Here is a 17,866-nt window from a genome sequence, read left to right on the forward strand (position 1 = left end):
TTTCAGCCGAACTGGATGCCCTGGGCGAGTGGTAGTTCGGTGGAGTAGTTGACGGTGTTGGTGGCGCGGCGCATGTAGGCCTTCCACGAGTCGGAGCCGGATTCGCGACCGCCGCCGGTGTGCTTCTCGCCGCCGAACGCGCCGCCGATCTCGGCGCCGGAGGTGCCGATGTTGACGTTGGCGATGCCGCAGTCGGAGCCGTCGGCGGCGAGGAAGCGTTCGGCCTCGCGCTGGTCGCCGGTGAAGATCGCGGACGAAAGTCCTTGCGGCACAGCGTTGTGCAGCGCGACGGCGTGGTCGAAGTCGTGGTAGGTCAGCACGTAGAGGATCGGCGCGAAGGTCTCCTCGCGCACCACGGCGGTTTGCGCAGGCATCCGGACGATGGCCGGGCGCACGTAGTGGGCGTGCTCGCTGAACCCCGGCACCGGCTCGCCGCCGCAGACCAGCTCGCCGCCGTCGGCGAGGGCGCGGTCGATCGCCGCCCGCATGCTCGTGCGCGCGGATTCGTTGATCAGCGGGCCGACCAGCACTCCGTCGTCGAGCGGATTGCCAACGCGCAGTTGCCGATACGCCTTCGCGACCCGATCGAGCAGCGGACCGACCACATCGACGTGCACGATCAGCCGCCGCAGCGTGGTGCAGCGCTGCCCTGCGGTGCCCGCGGCGGCGAACACGATGGCGCGCGCGGCCAGCTCCAGGTCGGCCGACGGAGTGACGACGGCGCCGTTGTTCCCGCCGAGTTCCAGCAGGCAGCGGCCGAAACGCGCGGCAACCCGCGGCGCGACGATGCGACCCATCCGCACCGAGCCGGTGGCGCTGAGCAGCGCGACGCCCTCGTCGTCCACCAGCCGGGCGCCGACCTCGGAACCGCCCTGAATCAGTTGGTGCACTTGCGGATCCGCACCCACGTCGGCGGCCGCGCGGCGGAGCAGGGTGTGGCAGGCGAGCGCGGTGAGCGGGGTGGTCTCGGACGGCTTCCACACCACGGTGTCGCCGCACACCAGCGCGATCGCGGTGTTCCACGCCCAGACCGCGACCGGGAAGTTGAAGGCCGAGATCACCCCGACGACGCCGAGCGGATGCCAGGTCTCCATCAGCCGGTGCCCTGGCCGTTCGGAGGGCATGGTGCGCCCGTACAGCTGGCGGGAGAGTCCGATGGCGAACTCGCAGACGTCGATCATCTCCTGCACCTCGCCGACCGCCTCTGGGCCGATCTTGCCCGCCTCCAAGGTGACCAGCTGGGCCAGCTCGGTTTTGTGCGCGGTCAGCAGCTCGGCGAGCCTGCGCACCACCGCCGCCCTGGCGGGCGCGGGCACCGTGCGCCAGGCGCCGAAGGCCGCGGCGGCACGTTCGATGGCCGCGTCGACGGACTCGGGCGAGTCGGCGGGCAGGGTGGCGAGCACGCCGCCGGTGATGGGGGTGCGGGCGGTCAGCTCGCCGTCCTGCGGCGGCTCGGCGCCGATGCCGCGCAGCAGGGTTGCCGCGCGGTCGGCGAGATCGCGGGTCAGCTGGTCGCTCAGGGTGTTCGTCATCGATTGCTCCGCTTCGGCTTTGGTTTCCGCTGTGGGCATGCACCCGGTGCTACCAGGTTGCCGGAAGTGAACGAGTGGAGGTTTTCGACACGAGCAGCGCTCACTGGGTTAGCCTCCACTGATGGCGGATACACCGGCAAGACCCGTACTCGATGACATCGATCGCCTGCTGATTCGTGAACTGATGGCCGATGGTCGCGCCACCCTGTCGAACCTGGCCGAGAAGGCGAGCCTATCGGTCTCCGCCGTGCAGTCTCGGGTGCGCAGGCTGGAAGCTCGCGGCGTGATCCGCGGCTACACCGCGCACGTCGATCCCGAGGCCCTTGGACAGCTGCTCTCGGCATTCGTCGCGATCACTCCTCTCGACCCGTCGCAGCCGGATGACGCCCCCGCTGTGCTGCAACATATCCCGGGTATCGAGGCATGCCACTCGGTGGCGGGTGACGAGAGCTACGTGTTGCTGGTACGGGTCGCGTCACCGAGGCATCTGGAACAGCTGCTCCAGGAGATCAGGGCGACCGCCAACGTCCGGACACGCAGCACCATCATCCTGCAGACATTCTATGACAGGTAGCGGTAGAGCGTAATAACTACGCAATGTTGTAGAGATTCCGTAAATCTTTTCGTACCCTACTGGTGTGACCCTCGAACTGGAGCGCACCCGATCGGGTGGTGACAAGGCACCGGTCACCCCCGCGACCCGGGTACACGAGATCCTTTCGGCGCACATCCTCGCCGACGGATTCGACATGGTGCTTGACCTGACGAACTCCCGCGGCTGCCGCCTCGTCGACGAACGCGACGGCAGCACCTACCTCGACATGTTCGGCTTCTTCGCGTCCAACGCACTTGGCATGAACTATCCCGCGTTGGCCGACGACCCGGACTTCCGCGCGGAGCTGGCCACGGCCGCGCTGAACAAGCCCTCCAACTCCGACATGTACACCGTGGAGATGGCGCGGTTCGTCGAGACCTTCGCCCGCGTGCTCGGCGATCCGCGGCTACCGCACATGTTCTTCATCGACGGCGGCGGACTCGCGGTGGAGAACGCGCTCAAGGTCGCGTTCGACTGGAAGAGCAGGCACAACGAATCTCACGGCAGGTCACCGGATCTCGGCACTCAGGTGTTGCATCTGACCGGCGCCTTTCACGGGCGCACCGGCTACACAATGTCGCTGACCAACACCGACCCCGTCAAGACCGCCCGCTTCCCCAAGTTCGACTGGCCGCGCATCGAGACGCCGTACCTGGCCCCGGGGCGCGATATCGAGGCCGCCGAGGCGAACGCGCTGGACCAGGCGCGCCGCGCGTTCGCCGAAAACCCGCACGACATAGCATGTTTCATCGCCGAGCCCATCCTCGGCGAGGGCGGCGACCGGCACCTGCGCCCGGAGTTCCTGCTCGCCGTGCAGCGGCTCTGTCACGAGAACGACGCGCTCTTCGTCCTCGACGAGGTGCAGACCGGCGTCGGCATGACCGGAACTCGTTGGGCCTATGAGCAATTCGGCCTCGCGCCGGACGTGGTCGCCTTCGGTAAGCGGACCCAGGTGTGCGGTGTGATGGCGGGCGGCCGGGTCGACGAGATTCCCGACCACGTCTTCGCGGTGAGTTCTCGGCTCAACTCGACATGGGGCGGCAACCTGACCGACATGGTGCGTGCCCGCCGCATCCTCGAGGTGATCGAGCGCGACGGACTCATCGAGGCGTCCCGGCCGCTCGGCGAGCACCTGCTGCGCAGGCTGGACGGGCTCGCGGCGGATCATCCTCGGGTCACCGAGCCGCGCGGACGCGGGCTGATGTGCGCCATCACCCTGGCGACGACGGAACTGCGTGACGCGGTGCTGACCGCGCTGCGCGAGCGCGAGCAGGTGCTGATCCTCGGCACCGGCGAGCGCGGGATCCGGTTCCGGCCGCCGCTGACGGTCACCGCGGCGCAGCTGGACGCCGCCGTCGACGCGCTGGAAAGGGTGCTCGGATCGGTCGAGTGACGCGACGAGTGTCCGGGTCGGCGTGGATAGCCGTGAAATGGCTGTCCGACCCGTAGGCTTCGCTCACATGTCGTCTCACTCCTCCCAGGCACGGTGCAGGCGCGTGAACCGATGCGGCGCACCTCGCGGGATATTCGCGTCTTTGGCCGCCGTGGCGGCGGTGACCAGCTGCACTACCACCAGTGAGGCAGGCACCGTCGCCTCAGAGTCAACGACAACGGCGGTCGCGGCGCGGACCTCGGCGCCTCCACCTCCGCAGATCGCCAACCTGTTGCCGGGTATGCCGCCGCCGCTCTCACCGACCGACGTGTACGCGGCCAACCGGGAGCTGAGCCCGTCGGTGGCCGATCACCGGCCGCTGGTGTACGTCCCCAACAGCCAGTCGCACACCGTCACGGTGATCGACCAGAACACCTTCCAGGTGATCGACACCTTCGCGGCGGGCGGCGAGGAGCCGCAGCACGTGGTGCCGTCCTACGACATGCAGACGCTCTACGTCACCAACGACCTGCCGATCGGTGGCGGCAGCCTGCGGCCGATCGACCCGCGCACCGGCCTGCCCGGCGAGCCGTTCCCGGTCCGGGACCCCTACAACATGTACTACACGCCCGACGGGAAGTTCGCGCTCGTCGTCGCCGAGGCGGACAAGTCGCTGGACTTCTACGACCCGAAGACCTGGCAGAAAGTGCACGCCCTTCCGGTGCCCGACTGCGCGGGCGTCGACCACATGGACTTCACCGCCGACGGGCGCTTCGCTCTTGCCAGCTGCGAATTCATCGGCCGCATGCAGGTTTTCGACGTCGCGGAACGCAAGCTGATCAAGACCATCGATCTCGCGGGAGGTCGCTCCGGCAAGCCGCAGGACGTGAAACTCTCGCCGGACGGGCTCACCTTCTACGTCGCCGACATGGCGGCGGGCGGCCTCTACGTCTTCGACGCGCTCACCTTCGAGAGCAAGGGCTTCGTGCCCACCGGTGACGGCGCGCACGGTCTCTACATCACCCGCGACTCCAAGCAGATGCTCATCACCAACCGGCACGAGGGCAGCATCTCGGTCTGGGACTTCGCGGCGAACGGCTTGGTACACAAGTGGTTCCTGCCCGGCGGCGGCAGCCCGGACATGGGCAACATCTCCGTCGACGGCCGGATCTTCTGGGCCTCGGGACGCCACCACGGCGAGGTCTACGCGATCGACATCGTCGAGTGGAAGCTGCTTGCCCGCATCCCGGTCGGGCGCGGACCGCACGGGCTCACTGTTTGGCCGCAGCCGGGGCGGTACTCGACGGGACACACCGGAGTCATGCGCTGAGCGCAGACTTGCCCCGTCCCGGTTTCGGCAAGATTGTTTGCCGGTTTCGGTAGGCGCCTCCGATGCTCCTCGCGGAGGTGATCCGAAATGGACGCGACTGATCGACGCGACCGCCGCGTCGGTCAGCTGGGCGCGGCCAGCCGCAGGCCGAGGCCGCCCTCAACGAATCGGCCGACCGCCGTGCGACCGGCGTCGAGCGCGGGTTCGTAGCCTTCGCGGGACCAGCCGGTCAGTTCGGCGGTGCCGTCCGCGGCCGGGGTGACGACGATCTCGGCGACCATCTCCGCCGTGGTGGGTTCGCAGACGGCCCAGGAGTAGTGGGTTTCCTTGTCCCACTGGGCGGTTCGCTGTGCGACGTACTCCGGGTCGGTGATGCCGCCCGCGGCGAGCGCCGGGCGGTCGTCGATCCGTTCGTCGGCGCGCAGGGCGCGCAGGTACCAGCTGCCCGCGTTGATCTCGATGGGTTCCATCAGTGCTTTCCGTGTCGTGTGCCGAAGAAGAGAGCGCCGGCCAGTGGGATCGCGAGGAACCACAGCCAGCTGCCGGTGACGAAGAACAGGATGAGCGCCACGATCGGGATCGCGGCCATCGCCCGATCCAACCATTCGGCGAGCGGCGGGGTTCTTCGAGCGGCGGGAGCGGCGACGGCCGCGGGCTCCGGCGGCAGGTCCGTGAAGACACGGTCCAGGTCGGCGCGGGTGACCGCCGCGGCGATCACGGCGCTGCGCTCGTCGAACTCCGCGACGCTGAGGCGACCCGCGGCGAAGTTGTCCGACAGCCGCCGCATCGCGTGCTCCCGCTCCGCGGTGCCGATCCGGATGTCGGGCAGCTCGTCCATGGGGAAAGGCTAGCGCGCGGGCTCGCGCCCGGCCGCGAGGCGGGGATCTGGGGGAGTCGGCCAGCTCACACTGTCCGAGATGGTCGACGCGAGTACGCTCCCTGTAAGGCTGTGCCCGCGGCAGCAATGTCGTGAGCTGGACTTTCGGTGATGTGCCCCCGGCATTCGGGAGTCCGCGTCGGCGCGGCGGATGTCGATGGTGACTGGGAGGTTCGCGATGGCAGCGGCGCGATTCGGTCGCTATCGGCTGGAACGGCTCCTCGGCAAGGGCGGGATGGGGCAGGTCTGGCTGGCCTACGACACCACCGACCGCAGGCGCGTCGCGCTGAAGTTGCTGCCCGCCGAACTCGCGGCGGACGCGGTGTACCGGACGCGTTTCGAGCGCGAGGCCCAAGTCGCCGCCGCGCTGCGCGACCCGCACATCGTGCCGATCCACCGGCACGGTGCCGTCGACGGGCGGCTGTTCATCGAGATGGCATTCGTGGAAGGCACCGACCTCGCGGCTCGGCTGACCGAGAGCGGGCCGCTCGAAGCGAGCACGGCGCTGCACATCCTCGGGCAGGTCGCGACCGCGCTGGACGCCGCGCACCGTGCCGGACTTGTCCATCGCGACGTCAAGCCCTCCAACATCCTCGTCGCACCCGACGGCTTCACCTACCTGATCGACTTCGGCATCGCGCGCGGCGCGGGCCAGACCTCGGTCACCACAACGGGTCTGGCGATCGGCACCTGGGCCTACATGGCGCCGGAACGTTTCAGCGGCCACGCCGACGCGCGTGCCGACATCTACTCCCTCGCCTGCGTCCTCTACGAATCCCTCACCGGCCGCCGCCCTTACGGCGACACCGACCCCGCCCAGCAGATGCGCGGCCACCTCATGACCGATCCGCCGTGCGCGTCGTCGGTGAATCCGACCGTTCCGGCCGCGCTCGATGCGGTCATCGCGCGGGGGATGGCGAAAGAGCCGGGGGACCGGTTCGCCAGTGCGGGGGAGTTCGTGTGTGCGGCTCGCGCGGTCGTTTCGCCTGGTACACCGCAGCCGACCCGCGTGCTCCAGCAGCCGGCGCTGCCGCCGACGCGTGTGGAGACGATAGGTGCCGAGGCCGCGGCAGGCGGCTATGCGGCAGCCGGTAATGCAGGTCAGGGTGCCGCGCAGCCGGTATCGAATGGCGCTGCGGCCGAACATGGTTCTTCGGCGAGCGCGTCGCGGGGGAAAGATGCGGCCGTCGGTGCGGGGTATTCGTCGCCGCCGCCGATGTCAGAAGGTGCAGCGGCCCAGCATGGTTCGCCGGGCAGCGCGACCCCATCGGCGAGAAGCGCAGCAGCACAAGCGGTCGGCGGATCGCCGGTGGCTGCGGGTGGGCAGAGTCCTGCTGCCGGAGGACCGAAGCCGACCAAAGTCATGCCCGCGCCTGGGCCGACGCCGACGCTCGTGCAGACGCGAGTCGCGCCGCCGGGCGTTGTGCCGGTGGGTAGTGCGCCGCGGAACCCGCCGAGTGCCTCGGCGCGAGGTAGTGGCGCGCCGCAGGGTCCCGCGCCAGCTGATAGCGCGGGGCAGAGTTCGCCGATTGCCTCGGCCTGGGGGCGTGGCGCGTCAGGTGCCCCGCCGCAGAACCCGGCAGGTGCTCTGGCCCCGATCGCGCCAGGTGTCGCGCCGCAAGGCCTTGCGCCACTGGGCTATGCGCCGCCTGTCTCGGCGCCGGGTGCGCCGGTAGTGCACCCCTACGGCAAGCGGTGGTATCTCCGGCGCAAGCCCGCGCCGGTGGTTCGGCGGCCGAAGTCGCTCGGGCCGGTGTGGCCGTCGCGCGGGCCCGCGTATGTCGCGCCGCCACGGCAGCCGGTCCCGCGGCGCAGGCGGGGTGGGGTGCTGCGGAAGGTGATCGGGGCGCTGGTCGTGATCTTCTTGGCGCCCTTCGTCTTCGCCGCGGGCTGCCTGGCGTTGATCGCCGCGGTCAGCGGGAACGAGACGACCGCCCCGCCGCCGACCGCGATGGTCGAGGAGAACCCGGAGCCCGCGCCGAACCCGCCGGACGTCCCAGCCCCGGCGTACAGCGCGGTGCGCGACGGCAAGTTCGAGTTCTCGGTGACCGACGTGCGGTCGGGAGTGGCGCGCGTCGGCCTGCAATCCGCGCGGGGCGCGTTCCTGGTCGTCACCCTCGCCGTCCGCAACATCTCGGACGAGACGAAGTGGTTCCTGCCCTTCGGCCAGAAGCTCTTCGACGCCCAGGGCAACGTCATCGACCACGACACCACCGCCACCGCCTGGCAGGCCATGCAGTCCCGCCTCGGCCACTCCTTCGAACTGCGCCCCGGCGCCTCGGCCACCACCGTGCTGGTCTTCGACGTGCCACCCGGCAGCACCCCCGCCCACCTCGAACTCCACGACTTCGTCCTCTCCGACGGCGTCACCGTCGCCCTCGACTGATTCGCTCCGCGAACCTCGCCCGGCACGCGATGTGCCGATCGAGAAGCGATTTCCACCCCATCCGCCGGATAACGGCCCGTTGCCCGCGAATCGGCTCGTAGTCCACATCGTGACGCGCCGGAAAGCTCCTAGAACCGCCTCGGTGGAACCCAACGTCCCAAGGCAGGGACGGACGCTCCGTGACCGCCCGCGTGGTCGGATGTGGACCCGCCCGGCGACAACTTGTTGATGATGGCCGGTGGTGGCATACCGCTCCGCGTGGTGCGGCTGCGTCCCCGAAGACCGAGGGCAGGCTGATCGGCGGCTGCTCGCCACGATCCGGCCGCTGTGAGCCGTTCCCGAAGGCCGCGTCGGCCGCGTCGATGTCAGCGCTGACGTCGACCGACCGGCGGCAGCCACCTCCCAGTGCGGTGCGGTCGGAACCGGCGAAGACCAGGACCGAACCAGCGGCCGGCGAGCGCGGCACGGCGCACTGTGGAAGCCGAGGGCCGGGCCGAGCACCGGCGTGCTTCGACTAGGACGCGCAGGTCGATCGCCTGCTGCTCAGCGGTCAGGCGGCCACGTGGATGCGGGCAGGTTCCAGCGCCGGTGAGTTCGGGCGGCGACGTGGGTGCGGGCAGGTTCCAGCGCCGGTGAGTTCAGGCGGCGACGTGGGTGCGGGCAGGTTCCAGTGCGGGTGAGTTCAGGCGGCCACGTGGATGCCGTCAGGGTGCGAGCGCGGATGCCTTCAGGCGGCGTCGACGCGGGCGAGGGTCGAATAGACCGCTTGGCGGCCGAGCTCGAGCGCCTTGGCGAGCAGATCGGTGTCGCGGGCGGTGCCTTCGACGGTGGGTGCGTCTGCGGGCGGGTGGATTTGCAGGGCCGCGTCGCCGAGGGCGGCCAAGAGGGTGGTCTCCGCCTGTTCCTGTTGCGGGCGGCGCAGCCAGGCGCGGTAGGCGCCGGGGGCGCGGAAGCGGAGATAGTTGCCGCCGACCATGTGGTGCAGGCGGGAGGCGGGCGGGCGCGACTCGTCGGCGCGGCGAGTGCGCAGCACCAGGCAGTGGGTCGCGCCGCCGCGCACCGCGCTGTGGATGGGGATCGGTTCGGCGATGCCGCCGTCGAGGTAGGGCACGCCGTCCAAGGTGACGGGCGGACCGGCCAGGATCGGCAGGTTCGCACTGGCCCGCAGCGCCCGCATGAGGGTGCGCTTGTCGTAGATGTGCGGGCGCAGGTCGATGGCGTTGCCGGTGCGGATGTCGGTGCCGATGGGGTGGAAGGTGGTGGGATTGTTCAGGATCGCCGGGAAATCCATGGGCTCCAGGCCGTCGTAGACCCGGTGCACCAGGTACCGCACATCGAACGCGGCGCCGCCGCGAAACAGCCTGCTCGGATCGATCACCCGCCGCATGATCTCCGGATTCGACCAGGACCGCATCCCCGGCACGGCCCGTCCGCACAGCAGCCAGGCGCCGTTGATCGCGCCCGCCGACGTGCCGTAGACCGCGTCGAACACCCCGGAGAGGCCGAGCTCCTCGAGCGCCTGCACCATGCCGCTGGAGTAGACGCCGCGGCTGCCGCCACCCTCGATGACGAGCGCGAGGCGATGCCCGTCCGCGCGGGAACCGGTGGCGCTGCGGCCGCGGATGATCTCGGCCACGGTAGAGCTGGTCACCGGACCACGATACGACAAGAGCGGGCGCGGACTCCGTTGTCCATCGCCCGCTCTCGTGCGGTGTCGGTCGGCCCGAAGGCGCGGCCTAGTCGACGCAGCCGTACGCAGTACGTCCTCAGCGCTGCGCATGGCCGCAGCGAAGGCGGAGGTACGCCTACGTTTACTTGATCTCGGCCAGGACCGTGCCCTGGGTGATCGCGGCGCCCGCCTCGACGGCGAGACCGGTCACGACGCCCGCCTTGTGCGCGTTGACGGGGTTCTCCATCTTCATGGCCTCCAGCACCACGATGAGGTCGCCCGCTTCCACGGTCTGGCCCTCCTCGACGGCGACCTTGACCACGGTGCCCTGCATCGGCGCGGTGACCGCGTCACCGGACGCAGCGCCGCCGCCCGCACCGCCACGCTTGCGCGGCTTCGGCTTCTTGCGGATCACACCGGCGCCGTTGCTCGCGGCACCCGCCGCGCCCGCGCCAACGGTGAAGTTGCCGGGCAGCGAGACCTCGACGCGGCGGCCGCCGACCTCGACGACGACCTTTTGCCGTGGCAGGTCCTCGTCCTCCTCGGCCGGGGCGCCGCTACCGGTGTAGGGCTCGATGTTGTTGGTCCACTCGGTTTCGATCCACTTGGTGTAGACGTCGAACTTCTCGCCGTCACCGATGAACGCCGGGTCCTCGACGATGGCGCGGTGGAACGGGATGACGGTGGCCAGGCCCTCGACCTCGAACTCGGCCAGCGCGCGCCGGGCGCGCTCCAGCGCCTGGGTGCGGTTCTCGCCGGTGACGATCAGCTTGGCGAGCATCGAGTCGAACTGTCCGCCGATCACGCTGCCCGCGACCACACCGGAGTCCACGCGCACACCGGGGCCCGACGGCTCACGGTAGACCTCGACCGGACCGGGGGCGGGCAGGAAGCCGCGGCCCGCGTCCTCGCCGTTGATGCGGAACTCGAAGGAGTGACCGCGCGGGGTCGGGTCTTCCTTGATGTCCAGTTCCTCGCCGTTGGCGATGCGGAACTGCTGGCGCACCAGGTCGATGCCCGCGGTCTCCTCGGTGACCGGGTGCTCGACCTGCAGGCGGGTGTTCACCTCGAGGAACGACACGGTGTCGCCCTGCACCAGGTACTCGACGGTGCCTGCGCCGTAGTAGTGGGCCTCGCGGCAGATCCGCTTGGCGGACTCGTGGATCTCGGCGCGCACCGCGTCGGAAAGGAACGGCGCGGGCGCTTCCTCGACGAGCTTCTGGAACCGGCGCTGCAGCGAGCAGTCGCGGGTGCCCGCGACGACGACGCTGCCGTGCTTGTCGGCGATGACCTGCGCCTCGACGTGGCGGGCCTTGTCCAGGTACTGCTCGACGAAGCACTCGCCGCGACCGAACGCGGCGACCGCCTCGCGGGTGGCCGACTCGAACAGCTCGGGGATCTCCTCGATGGAGTGCGCGACCTTCATGCCGCGACCGCCGCCGCCGAACGCGGCCTTGATCGCGACCGGCACGCCGTACTTCTTGGCGAACTCGACGACCTCGTCGGCGTTCTTGACCGGGTCCTTGGTGCCCGCTGCCATCGGCGCGTTCGCGCGCTCGGCGATGTGGCGGGCGGTCACCTTGTCGCCGAGATCGCGGATGGACTGCGGCGAGGGGCCGATCCAGATCAGGCCCGCGTCGATCACGGCCTGGGCGAAGTCGGCGTTCTCCGAGAGGAAGCCGTAGCCCGGGTGGATCGCGTCGGCGCCCGCCTTGGCGGCGGCGTCGAGGATCTTGTCGAACACGAGGTACGACTCGGCCGAGGTCTGGCCGCCCAGTGCGAACGCCTCGTCGGCGAGCTTCACGAAGGGCGCGTCGGCGTCGGGCTCGGCATACACCGCGACACTGGCGATGCCGGCGTCCTTGGCCGCCCGAATCACGCGCACGGCGATCTCGCCTCGATTAGCTACGAGTACCTTCGTGATCCGCGCGCTGGCATGGCTGGGCACTGAGCCTCCTGGTTGCATTCTTCTGGTCGCTTCGCGGGTGGGACCGCGCAGGCTCCGCTCCCGGTGGGGTCGGAACACCGCGCAGGCTCCGCGCCCTGTCGACAATTTCGTCTGGGGCGAGTGTAGGCAGTCTGCCAACAGACGCCGAACTCGGATAGCCCTACTGAACAGTAGGTCGCGCATCACACATTCGCATCCGGTGTGATGGAAGCCCTGATCGGCCGATCGATCGCTGCCGAACCCGGCCCGACGGCGAGTCCGCGCGTGGCCGGAGTGAAAGGGGAGGTACGCGTTACTTTCCGCGTCCGCGCTTGGCCGTCCCCGCCGGAACCTCACCCGGTTCAGCCCCCTTGGCGATCGGCATTCGCACGGAGTTGCCCCATTCGGTCCACGAGCCGTCGTAATTGCGGACGGTTCGGTAGCCGAGCAGATAGGTCAGCACGAACCAGGTGTGGCTCGAGCGCTCGCCGACGCGGCTGTAGACGACCAGGTCGTCGGCGTCGTCGAGGGGCGCGTAGATGGTGTCCAGCTCGGCGCGCGAGCGGAAACGCCCGTCCGAGGCGAGCGAGGTGTCCCACGGGATGTTCAGCGCGGTGGGAATGTGGCCGCCGCGCAGCGCCGCGTCCTCGGGGTTGTCCGGCTTGGGGGTGAGCTCGCCGGAGTACTCCTCGGGCGAGCGCACGTCGAGCAGCGGTTTGCCCAGGTGAGCGAGTACGTCCTCGCGGAAGGCGCGCGCGGTCGTGTCGTCGCGGCGCACCGTCGGGTAGTCGCTGCCCGCGATAGTCGGGATGTCGAAGGTGGTGTCGCGCTCCTCGGAGATCCACGCCTCGCGTCCGCCGTCGAGCAGTCGCACGTCCTCGTGTCCGAAGAGGGTGAACAGCCACAGTGTGTGCGCCGCCTGTGCGTTGCCGCGGTCCCCGTAGACGACCACCGTGTCGTCGCGCGAGATGCCCTTGGCCCGCATCAGGTCGGTGAAACGGGCGCCGTCGATATAGTCACGCGTGACCGGATCGTTCAGATCACCGCGCCAATCGATCTTGACGGCTCCCGGCACGTGACCGATGTCGTAGAGCAAGATGTCCTCGTTGGACTCGACGATCTTCAGTCCCGGCGCGCCTATGTTTGCCGACAGCCACTCTGTGGTTACTAGTCGGTGAGGATGTGCGTACGTTCCGAATGAGGGATGTGAGTCCGGGGCAACGGGCACGATATGGGTCCTTCACACGAGGTAGACGGTGGTTACGGCGGTTCGGGTCTCACAGCGATGTTAAATGTGAGGCGATTGTGAGACTCGTTTCAGATCACGAATCGGCTGATTGGGCGAATAAATCGCACCCTCATCCGATAAAGTCTCCCGGGAGGAGGGGTGAGCTATGTCCGATTCTTGGCCGCGGCGGCGACTGCTCGCGATCCTACGTGGCGCAAGCGAGCCTCTCGACGCCCAGGAGCTGGCCAGAATCACCGGACAGCACGTCACGACGGTGCGATTCCACCTCGACGTGCTCACCAAGGAATCCCTGGTTCGGCAATTCCAGCAGCCGCCGCGCGGCCGCGGCCGTCCGCGCATCGGCTACAGCGCGGTGCAGCGCTCGGTCGGCTATCAGGAATTGGCGCAGGTGCTCGCCGACCAGCTCGGTCCCGATCCACGCCGCCGCTCGGAGGCCGCCGTCGCGGCCGGACGCGCATGGGGCGCAAAGCTCGATGCCGGTGACCACGCGGTGGAGTCCTTGGAGGACGCCAGAGAAGTCACGATGACGCTGCTCTCGGAGCTCGGGTTCGCGCCCGAGCGCGATGCCGCCGCCGAGGGCCCCGGCCAAGCGGTGATCCGGATGACCGCCTGTCCGCTGCGCGAACTCGCCCGCACTCACTCCGAGGTGGTGTGCGGCGTGCATCTGGGCTTGATCAGAGAAGTGCTCGACCGCAACGGCGCGCGCGGCGAAGTGAACGTCCGGCTGCACCCGTTCGTGGAACCCGAGCTGTGTGTGACCCGGCTCGAATACCTGACCCGCCGGAATCAAGAGACACGTGAGGCGGCCTCGGTGCCGGTCGGCGCCGAGGCCGCCGGCGCGGAAGCGCCCCTCACACCGCCGCTATCGGTCCGTGTGGCGCCACAACTGCGCAACGGCGACCCCAACGTCGCCAAGCAGTCGGCGCAGCAGTGGTAGGCCGATACCGATGACGCTCGACGGATCGCCCTCGATCCGATCGACGAACCAGCCGCCGAGCCCGTCCAACGTGAACGCGCCCGCCACCTGGAGCGGCTCGCCCGTGGCGATGTAGGCGTCCAGCTCGTCCGGTTCCGGCTTGGCGAAATGCACCGTGGTGGAACTGCAGTCCACGGATTCGGCGACGATCTCACCGTCGATCAGCCGCAGCACACAGTGCCCCGTGATCAGATCGGCGCTGCGCCCGGCCATCTCGGCCCAGCGGGCCCGCGCCACCTCGGGGGTGTGCGGCTTGCCCTGCAGAACGCCGTCCACCAGCAGCATGGAATCGCAACCGACCACGACGCAGTCGGCGGCGTATTCGGGGACGACGGCGGCCACCGCGACCGCCTTGGCCCTGGCCAGCTCGACCACAACCGTCTGCGGGGTGGTGTCGGCGGGCAGGGCCGCGGCGACCGCGTCCTCGTCCACATCGGAGATGCGCACCACGGGGTCGATGCCCGCCGAGCGCAGCACCTCCCTGCGGGCCGGTGACGCCGACGCGAGAACGAGCGTCGTCGTCACCGAAGGTGGGACAGGGCCGGGAAGGCGTACGGCGAGAACGGCGACGTACCGCGGTGCATCGCGGTCGGGCGACCCCACATGTCGGCGGGGCCGGTGGCGGCCGGTGCGCTCGCCGCGTTCGCGGCGGCGGTCAGCACGCACACCAGTGCGGCGACCTCCTCGTCGGTCGGCGAGCCCTTGACGATTCGAATGAACGGCTGCTCGCCCGCCTCGGCGGTCGGGGTGGCCGCGTCCGCGGTGAGCACCTCGACCTCGTCCGCGATCGGGTCGACTGCGAGATCCAACTCGGCGGCGGTCAACACGTCTTCTTCTGCCACGGTCGTCACAGTGCCAGATCCTTCCTCTAGCTCCATCGGGCGTCTTTCTCTACCCGAAATGGGATGACGCGATAATCATCCTCGGATCCACTCATTGCGTCTGCAACCAGTGTGCGCGGCCTACCGAGGGTATCGCTGGTTCAGAGCGGGATGTTGCCGTGTTTTTTGGGCGGAAGGGTCACCATCTTGCGCTCCAGCAGTCGCAACGCGGACACGATCTGGCCGCGAGTGTGCGACGGCGGAATGACCGCGTCGACGTAACCGCGCTCGGCGGCGACGTACGGGTTCACGAGAGTGTCCTCGTACTCGTTCTGCAGCTCGAGTCGCAGCGCATCGACGTCGTTGCCGTCCTTGGCGGCCTGCTGCAGCTGCTTGCGGTAGACGAAGCCGACGGCGCCGGAAGCGCCCATCACGGCGATCTGAGCGGTCGGCCATGCGAGGTTCACATCGGCGCCCATGTGCTTGGAACCCATGACGTCGTAGGCGCCGCCGTAGGCCTTGCGAGTGATGATGGTGATTTTGCCCACAGTGGCCTCACCGTAGGCGTAGAGCAGCTTCGCGCCGCGCCGGATGATGCCGTTGTACTCCTGGCCGGTGCCGGGCAGGAAGCCGGGAACGTCGACCAGGGTGATGATCGGGATGTTGAACGCGTCGCAGGTGCGCACGAAGCGCGCGGCCTTCTCCGAGGCGTCGATGTCAAGGCAGCCCGCGAACTGGGTGGGCTGGTTGGCGACGATGCCGACGCTGCGGCCGTCGATGCGGCCGAAGCCGACGATGACGTTCATCGCGCGCTCGGCCTGCACCTCGAGGAACTCGTCGTCATCGAGCAGCCGGGTGATCACCTCGTGCATGTCGTACGGCTGGTTCGGCGAGTCCGGGATGATCGAGTCCAGCTCGAGGTCTTCCTCGGTGAGCGAGTCCTCGATGGCGCCGTCGATCGGGTCGGTGGGCGCGAAGCGCGGCGCCTCGGCGCGGTTGTTGCTCGGCAGGTAGCTGAGCAGGTCCTTGACGTAGTCGAGCGCGTCCTGCTCGCCGGAGGCCACGTAGTGCGCGACGCCGGACTTGGTCATGTGGGTGTGCGCGCCGCCGAGGTCCTCCATGGTGACGTCCTCGCCAGTGACCGTCTTGATGACGTCCGGACCGGTGACGAACATCTGGCTGGTGCCGTCGACCATCACCACGAAGTCTGTGAGCGCGGGGGAGTAGACGTGTCCGCCCGCGGCAGGGCCCATGATCAGCGAGATCTGCGGGATCACGCCGGAGGCCTGGATGTTGCGGTGGAAGATCTCGCCGTAGAGGCCGAGGGAGACGACGCCCTCCTGGATGCGCGCGCCCGCGCCCTCGTTGATGCCGATCAGCGGGCGGCCGGTCTTGAGCGCCAGGTCCATCACCTTGACGATCTTCTCGCCGTACACCTCGCCGAGGCTGCCGCCGAAGACGGTGACGTCCTGGCTGAAGATGCACACGTCGCGGCCGTCGATGGTGCCGTAACCGGTCACCACGCCGTCGCCGAGCGGCCGGTTGTTCTCCAGTCCGAAGTTGACGCTGCGGTGCCTGGCGAGCGCGTCGAGTTCCACGAAAGAGCCCTCGTCGAGCAGTGCGAGGATGCGTTCCCGGGCGGTCATCTTGCCCTTGGCGTGCACCTTGTCGACCGCGGCCTCACCCATCGGGTGCTTGGCCTCTTCCAGCCGATTCCGCAGGTCGGCCAGCTTCCCGGCGGTGGTGTGGATATCGGGTTCGCCCGCCGAACCGGATGCGGACTGCTGCTGGACACTCGTCATGGCTCGGAGTGTAACCAGTAGCAGTCGGTCTTTCTAACCCCCGGTGGGCTACCCGCGAGTAGAAAAGCCCAGGTGGGCAGGGGCTCGGCGGGAGCTCGTGCGGCCACCATACACGTCCGGAGAGACCCCGGTGCGGACGCTCACGCGGATAATCGCTTTCGTTCCCGTCGTGCGTCCAGATACCTTGGGGGAGTCCATTTTCCGGCTCATGGGGAGGAGCCAGTGATGTGGGAGTGGGGTAGGACCGTCGCCGAGTACGCCACGGCGGCGTCGACGAGTTGGCGAGTACGCGAGGCCGAACCGACCATCCTCGATCCGGAGTTCGAGGAAGAGGAGTCGACCTCGGACAACACTGCGCGCGGGGAGCGAGAGCCGGGCATCATGGCCGGCTACGACCTCGCGGGCTGAGGCCGATCGCTCCCGTCCCGGACCCGGGACGGGAGCGAGTAGCCTGCGGTTCGTGCAAACGCCCGATTCAGCGCACCGACCGCCCCTGGATGCCGAACGATTGCGGCGTGGCCTCGCCGAGAGCGAGTTCGCGGACTTCTTCGCGCGGGTGGAGGTGGTGGAATCCACCGGTTCGACCAATGCCGATCTGATCGCCGCGGCCGCCACCTCCGAGGATCACCGCGTGCTGATCGCCGAGACCCAGGAAGCGGGTCGCGGCAGGCACGCGCGTACCTGGGTCAGTCCGCCGCGGGCGCAGATCGCGATGTCGATCTTGGTGCGGTTGCCCGGAATCGAGCCCGCGGTGCTCGGCTGGCTGCCGCTGCTGACCGGCGTCGCCGTGGCGGACGCGCTGCGCGGCACGGCGGGTGTGGACGCGATGTTGAAGTGGCCCAACGACATTCTGATCGGCGGTCGCAAGGTCGCCGGCATTCTGGCCGAGGTGGCGGCGAGCGGCGACGTGCCAGCGGTGGTGATCGGCGTCGGCGTGAACGTCGGTCTCACCGAGGCGGAATTGCCGGTGCCGCATGCCACTTCGCTCGCGCTGGCTGGCGCGGAGCGGACCGACCGCACCCTGGTGGCGCAGTCGCTGCTGACCGAGTTCGCGCGCCGCTTCACCGCGTGGCGCGACGCGTCATGGGCGACCGACGATCTGGCCGCCGCCTACCGCGAGCGCTGCGCCACGCTCGGCATGGACGTGCGCGCCGAACTGCCCGGCGGACGGACACTGACCGGTGTCGCGACGGGCATCGACGCGACCGGGCGTTTGCTGATCGGAAGCGACGCCGTCTCCGCGGGCGACGTCACCCATTTGCGCGCCGATTACTGATCGACGGTGGTGTGGCGGTGGATCACCACTGCCACACCACCGCCGACCCGTGCG

At 69.2% G+C, this 17,866-nt stretch carries 16 protein-coding genes; 7 read left to right on the forward strand and 9 right to left on the reverse strand.

The annotated features are described in order from the left end of the window. Nucleotides 1–2 precede the first annotated feature (2 nt). On the reverse strand, nucleotides 3–1,532 hold the full coding sequence (gene amaB / locus CRP45_RS24185) for an L-piperidine-6-carboxylate dehydrogenase (protein WP_097247215.1): 1,530 nt from the start codon (nucleotides 1,530–1,532) through the stop codon (nucleotides 3–5). Between the two features lie 121 nt (nucleotides 1,533–1,653). On the opposite strand from amaB, the gene CRP45_RS24190 reads away from it, so the two are divergent. The 3 genes from CRP45_RS24190 to CRP45_RS24200 all read left to right on the forward strand — a co-directional run bounded on the left by CRP45_RS24190 (nucleotide 1,654) and on the right by CRP45_RS24200 (nucleotide 4,829). Then, entirely contained in the window at nucleotides 1,654–2,106 is a 453-nt protein-coding gene (locus CRP45_RS24190; RefSeq protein ID WP_040686931.1) for an Lrp/AsnC family transcriptional regulator, read from the forward strand. 64 nt (nucleotides 2,107–2,170) lie between these two features. Continuing rightward, nucleotides 2,171–3,520 carry an L-lysine 6-transaminase gene (gene lat / locus CRP45_RS24195; protein ID WP_097247105.1) on the forward strand — a complete coding sequence of 450 codons (1,350 nt, stop codon included), beginning with the start codon at nucleotides 2,171–2,173 and terminating at the stop codon, nucleotides 3,518–3,520. Nucleotides 3,521–3,680: 160 nt separating this feature from the next. Further along, a complete protein-coding gene (locus CRP45_RS24200; protein WP_245910376.1) occupies nucleotides 3,681–4,829 on the forward strand; it encodes a YVTN family beta-propeller repeat protein in 1,149 nt (382 codons plus the stop codon). A 122-nt stretch (nucleotides 4,830–4,951) separates the two neighbouring features. Here CRP45_RS24200 and CRP45_RS24205 read toward each other — a convergent pair whose 3' ends face one another. Continuing rightward, nucleotides 4,952–5,299: a hypothetical protein gene (locus CRP45_RS24205; RefSeq protein ID WP_097247106.1), complete on the reverse strand. Its 348-nt coding sequence runs from the start codon at nucleotides 5,297–5,299 to the stop codon at nucleotides 4,952–4,954. After that, nucleotides 5,299–5,667 carry a DUF1707 SHOCT-like domain-containing protein gene (locus CRP45_RS24210; RefSeq protein ID WP_097247107.1) on the reverse strand — a complete coding sequence of 123 codons (369 nt, stop codon included), beginning with the start codon at nucleotides 5,665–5,667 and terminating at the stop codon, nucleotides 5,299–5,301. Before CRP45_RS24210 ends, CRP45_RS24205 begins: the two co-directional genes overlap by 1 nt. A gap of 217 nt (nucleotides 5,668–5,884) precedes the next feature. On the opposite strand from CRP45_RS24210, the gene CRP45_RS24215 reads away from it, so the two are divergent. Continuing rightward, nucleotides 5,885–8,092, forward strand: coding sequence for a serine/threonine-protein kinase (locus CRP45_RS24215; protein ID WP_179830993.1), 2,208 nt, complete (start codon nucleotides 5,885–5,887; stop codon nucleotides 8,090–8,092). A 727-nt stretch (nucleotides 8,093–8,819) separates the two neighbouring features. Here CRP45_RS24215 and CRP45_RS24220 read toward each other — a convergent pair. The 3 genes from CRP45_RS24220 to CRP45_RS24230 all read right to left on the reverse strand — a co-directional run bounded on the left by CRP45_RS24220 (nucleotide 8,820) and on the right by CRP45_RS24230 (nucleotide 12,916). Continuing rightward, complete coding sequence (locus CRP45_RS24220; protein ID WP_179830994.1) at nucleotides 8,820–9,743, reverse strand: patatin-like phospholipase family protein; 924 nt, start codon at nucleotides 9,741–9,743, stop codon at nucleotides 8,820–8,822. A 160-nt stretch (nucleotides 9,744–9,903) separates the two neighbouring features. Next, the gene (locus CRP45_RS24225) at nucleotides 9,904–11,709 is read right to left on the reverse strand and encodes an acetyl/propionyl/methylcrotonyl-CoA carboxylase subunit alpha (protein ID WP_097247110.1); all 1,806 of its coding nucleotides are present in this window, start codon (nucleotides 11,707–11,709) and stop codon (nucleotides 9,904–9,906) included. A gap of 292 nt (nucleotides 11,710–12,001) precedes the next feature. Beyond that, complete coding sequence (locus CRP45_RS24230; protein WP_097247111.1) at nucleotides 12,002–12,916, reverse strand: sulfurtransferase; 915 nt, start codon at nucleotides 12,914–12,916, stop codon at nucleotides 12,002–12,004. Between the two features lie 166 nt (nucleotides 12,917–13,082). On the opposite strand from CRP45_RS24230, the gene CRP45_RS24235 reads away from it, so the two are divergent. Beyond that, complete coding sequence (locus CRP45_RS24235) at nucleotides 13,083–13,874, forward strand: helix-turn-helix transcriptional regulator (protein ID WP_097247112.1); 792 nt, start codon at nucleotides 13,083–13,085, stop codon at nucleotides 13,872–13,874. On the opposite strand, the gene CRP45_RS24240 is transcribed toward CRP45_RS24235, so the two are convergent. The 3 genes from CRP45_RS24240 to CRP45_RS24250 all read right to left on the reverse strand — a co-directional run bounded on the left by CRP45_RS24240 (nucleotide 13,800) and on the right by CRP45_RS24250 (nucleotide 16,536). After that, nucleotides 13,800–14,438 carry a nucleoside triphosphate pyrophosphatase gene (locus tag CRP45_RS24240; protein ID WP_097247113.1) on the reverse strand — a complete coding sequence of 213 codons (639 nt, stop codon included), beginning with the start codon at nucleotides 14,436–14,438 and terminating at the stop codon, nucleotides 13,800–13,802. The genes CRP45_RS24235 and CRP45_RS24240 overlap by 75 nt on opposite strands. Further along, complete coding sequence (locus CRP45_RS24245; RefSeq protein WP_067787719.1) at nucleotides 14,435–14,764, reverse strand: acyl-CoA carboxylase subunit epsilon; 330 nt, start codon at nucleotides 14,762–14,764, stop codon at nucleotides 14,435–14,437. The genes CRP45_RS24240 and CRP45_RS24245 overlap by 4 nt, the downstream gene beginning before the upstream one ends. Before the next feature lie 131 nt (nucleotides 14,765–14,895). Further along, nucleotides 14,896–16,536 carry an acyl-CoA carboxylase subunit beta gene (locus CRP45_RS24250; RefSeq protein WP_097247115.1) on the reverse strand — a complete coding sequence of 547 codons (1,641 nt, stop codon included), beginning with the start codon at nucleotides 16,534–16,536 and terminating at the stop codon, nucleotides 14,896–14,898. 225 nt (nucleotides 16,537–16,761) lie between these two features. On the opposite strand from CRP45_RS24250, the gene CRP45_RS24255 reads away from it, so the two are divergent. Both CRP45_RS24255 and CRP45_RS24260 read left to right on the forward strand, forming a co-directional pair. Further along, nucleotides 16,762–16,944 carry a hypothetical protein gene (locus CRP45_RS24255; protein ID WP_143861534.1) on the forward strand — a complete coding sequence of 61 codons (183 nt, stop codon included), beginning with the start codon at nucleotides 16,762–16,764 and terminating at the stop codon, nucleotides 16,942–16,944. 52 nt (nucleotides 16,945–16,996) lie between these two features. Then, on the forward strand, nucleotides 16,997–17,812 hold the full coding sequence (locus CRP45_RS24260; RefSeq protein ID WP_245910378.1) for a biotin--[acetyl-CoA-carboxylase] ligase: 816 nt from the start codon (nucleotides 16,997–16,999) through the stop codon (nucleotides 17,810–17,812). Nucleotides 17,813–17,866: the final 54 nt, after the last annotated feature.

Source organism: Nocardia amikacinitolerans (genome assembly GCF_900215415.1).
GTDB lineage: Bacteria > Actinomycetota > Actinomycetes > Mycobacteriales > Mycobacteriaceae > Nocardia > Nocardia amikacinitolerans.

Bases quoted from the DNA above. Each gene is read 5' to 3' on its own strand.
- CRP45_RS24250 (WP_097247115.1), bottom strand. From the start codon at position 16,536: ATGACGAGTGTCCAGCAGCAGTCCGCATCCGGTTCGGCGGGCGAACCC.
- CRP45_RS24205 (WP_097247106.1), bottom strand. From the start codon at position 5,299: ATGGAACCCATCGAGATCAACGCGGGCAGCTGGTACCTGCGCGCCCTG.
- CRP45_RS24210 (WP_097247107.1), bottom strand. From the start codon at position 5,667: ATGGACGAGCTGCCCGACATCCGGATCGGCACCGCGGAGCGGGAGCAC.
- CRP45_RS24235 (WP_097247112.1), top strand. From the start codon at position 13,083: ATGTCCGATTCTTGGCCGCGGCGGCGACTGCTCGCGATCCTACGTGGC.
- CRP45_RS24255 (WP_143861534.1), top strand. From the start codon at position 16,762: ATGTGGGAGTGGGGTAGGACCGTCGCCGAGTACGCCACGGCGGCGTCG.
- CRP45_RS24215 (WP_179830993.1), top strand. From the start codon at position 5,885: ATGGCAGCGGCGCGATTCGGTCGCTATCGGCTGGAACGGCTCCTCGGC.
- amaB (WP_097247215.1), bottom strand. From the start codon at position 1,532: ATGACGAACACCCTGAGCGACCAGCTGACCCGCGATCTCGCCGACCGC.
- CRP45_RS24190 (WP_040686931.1), top strand. From the start codon at position 1,654: ATGGCGGATACACCGGCAAGACCCGTACTCGATGACATCGATCGCCTG.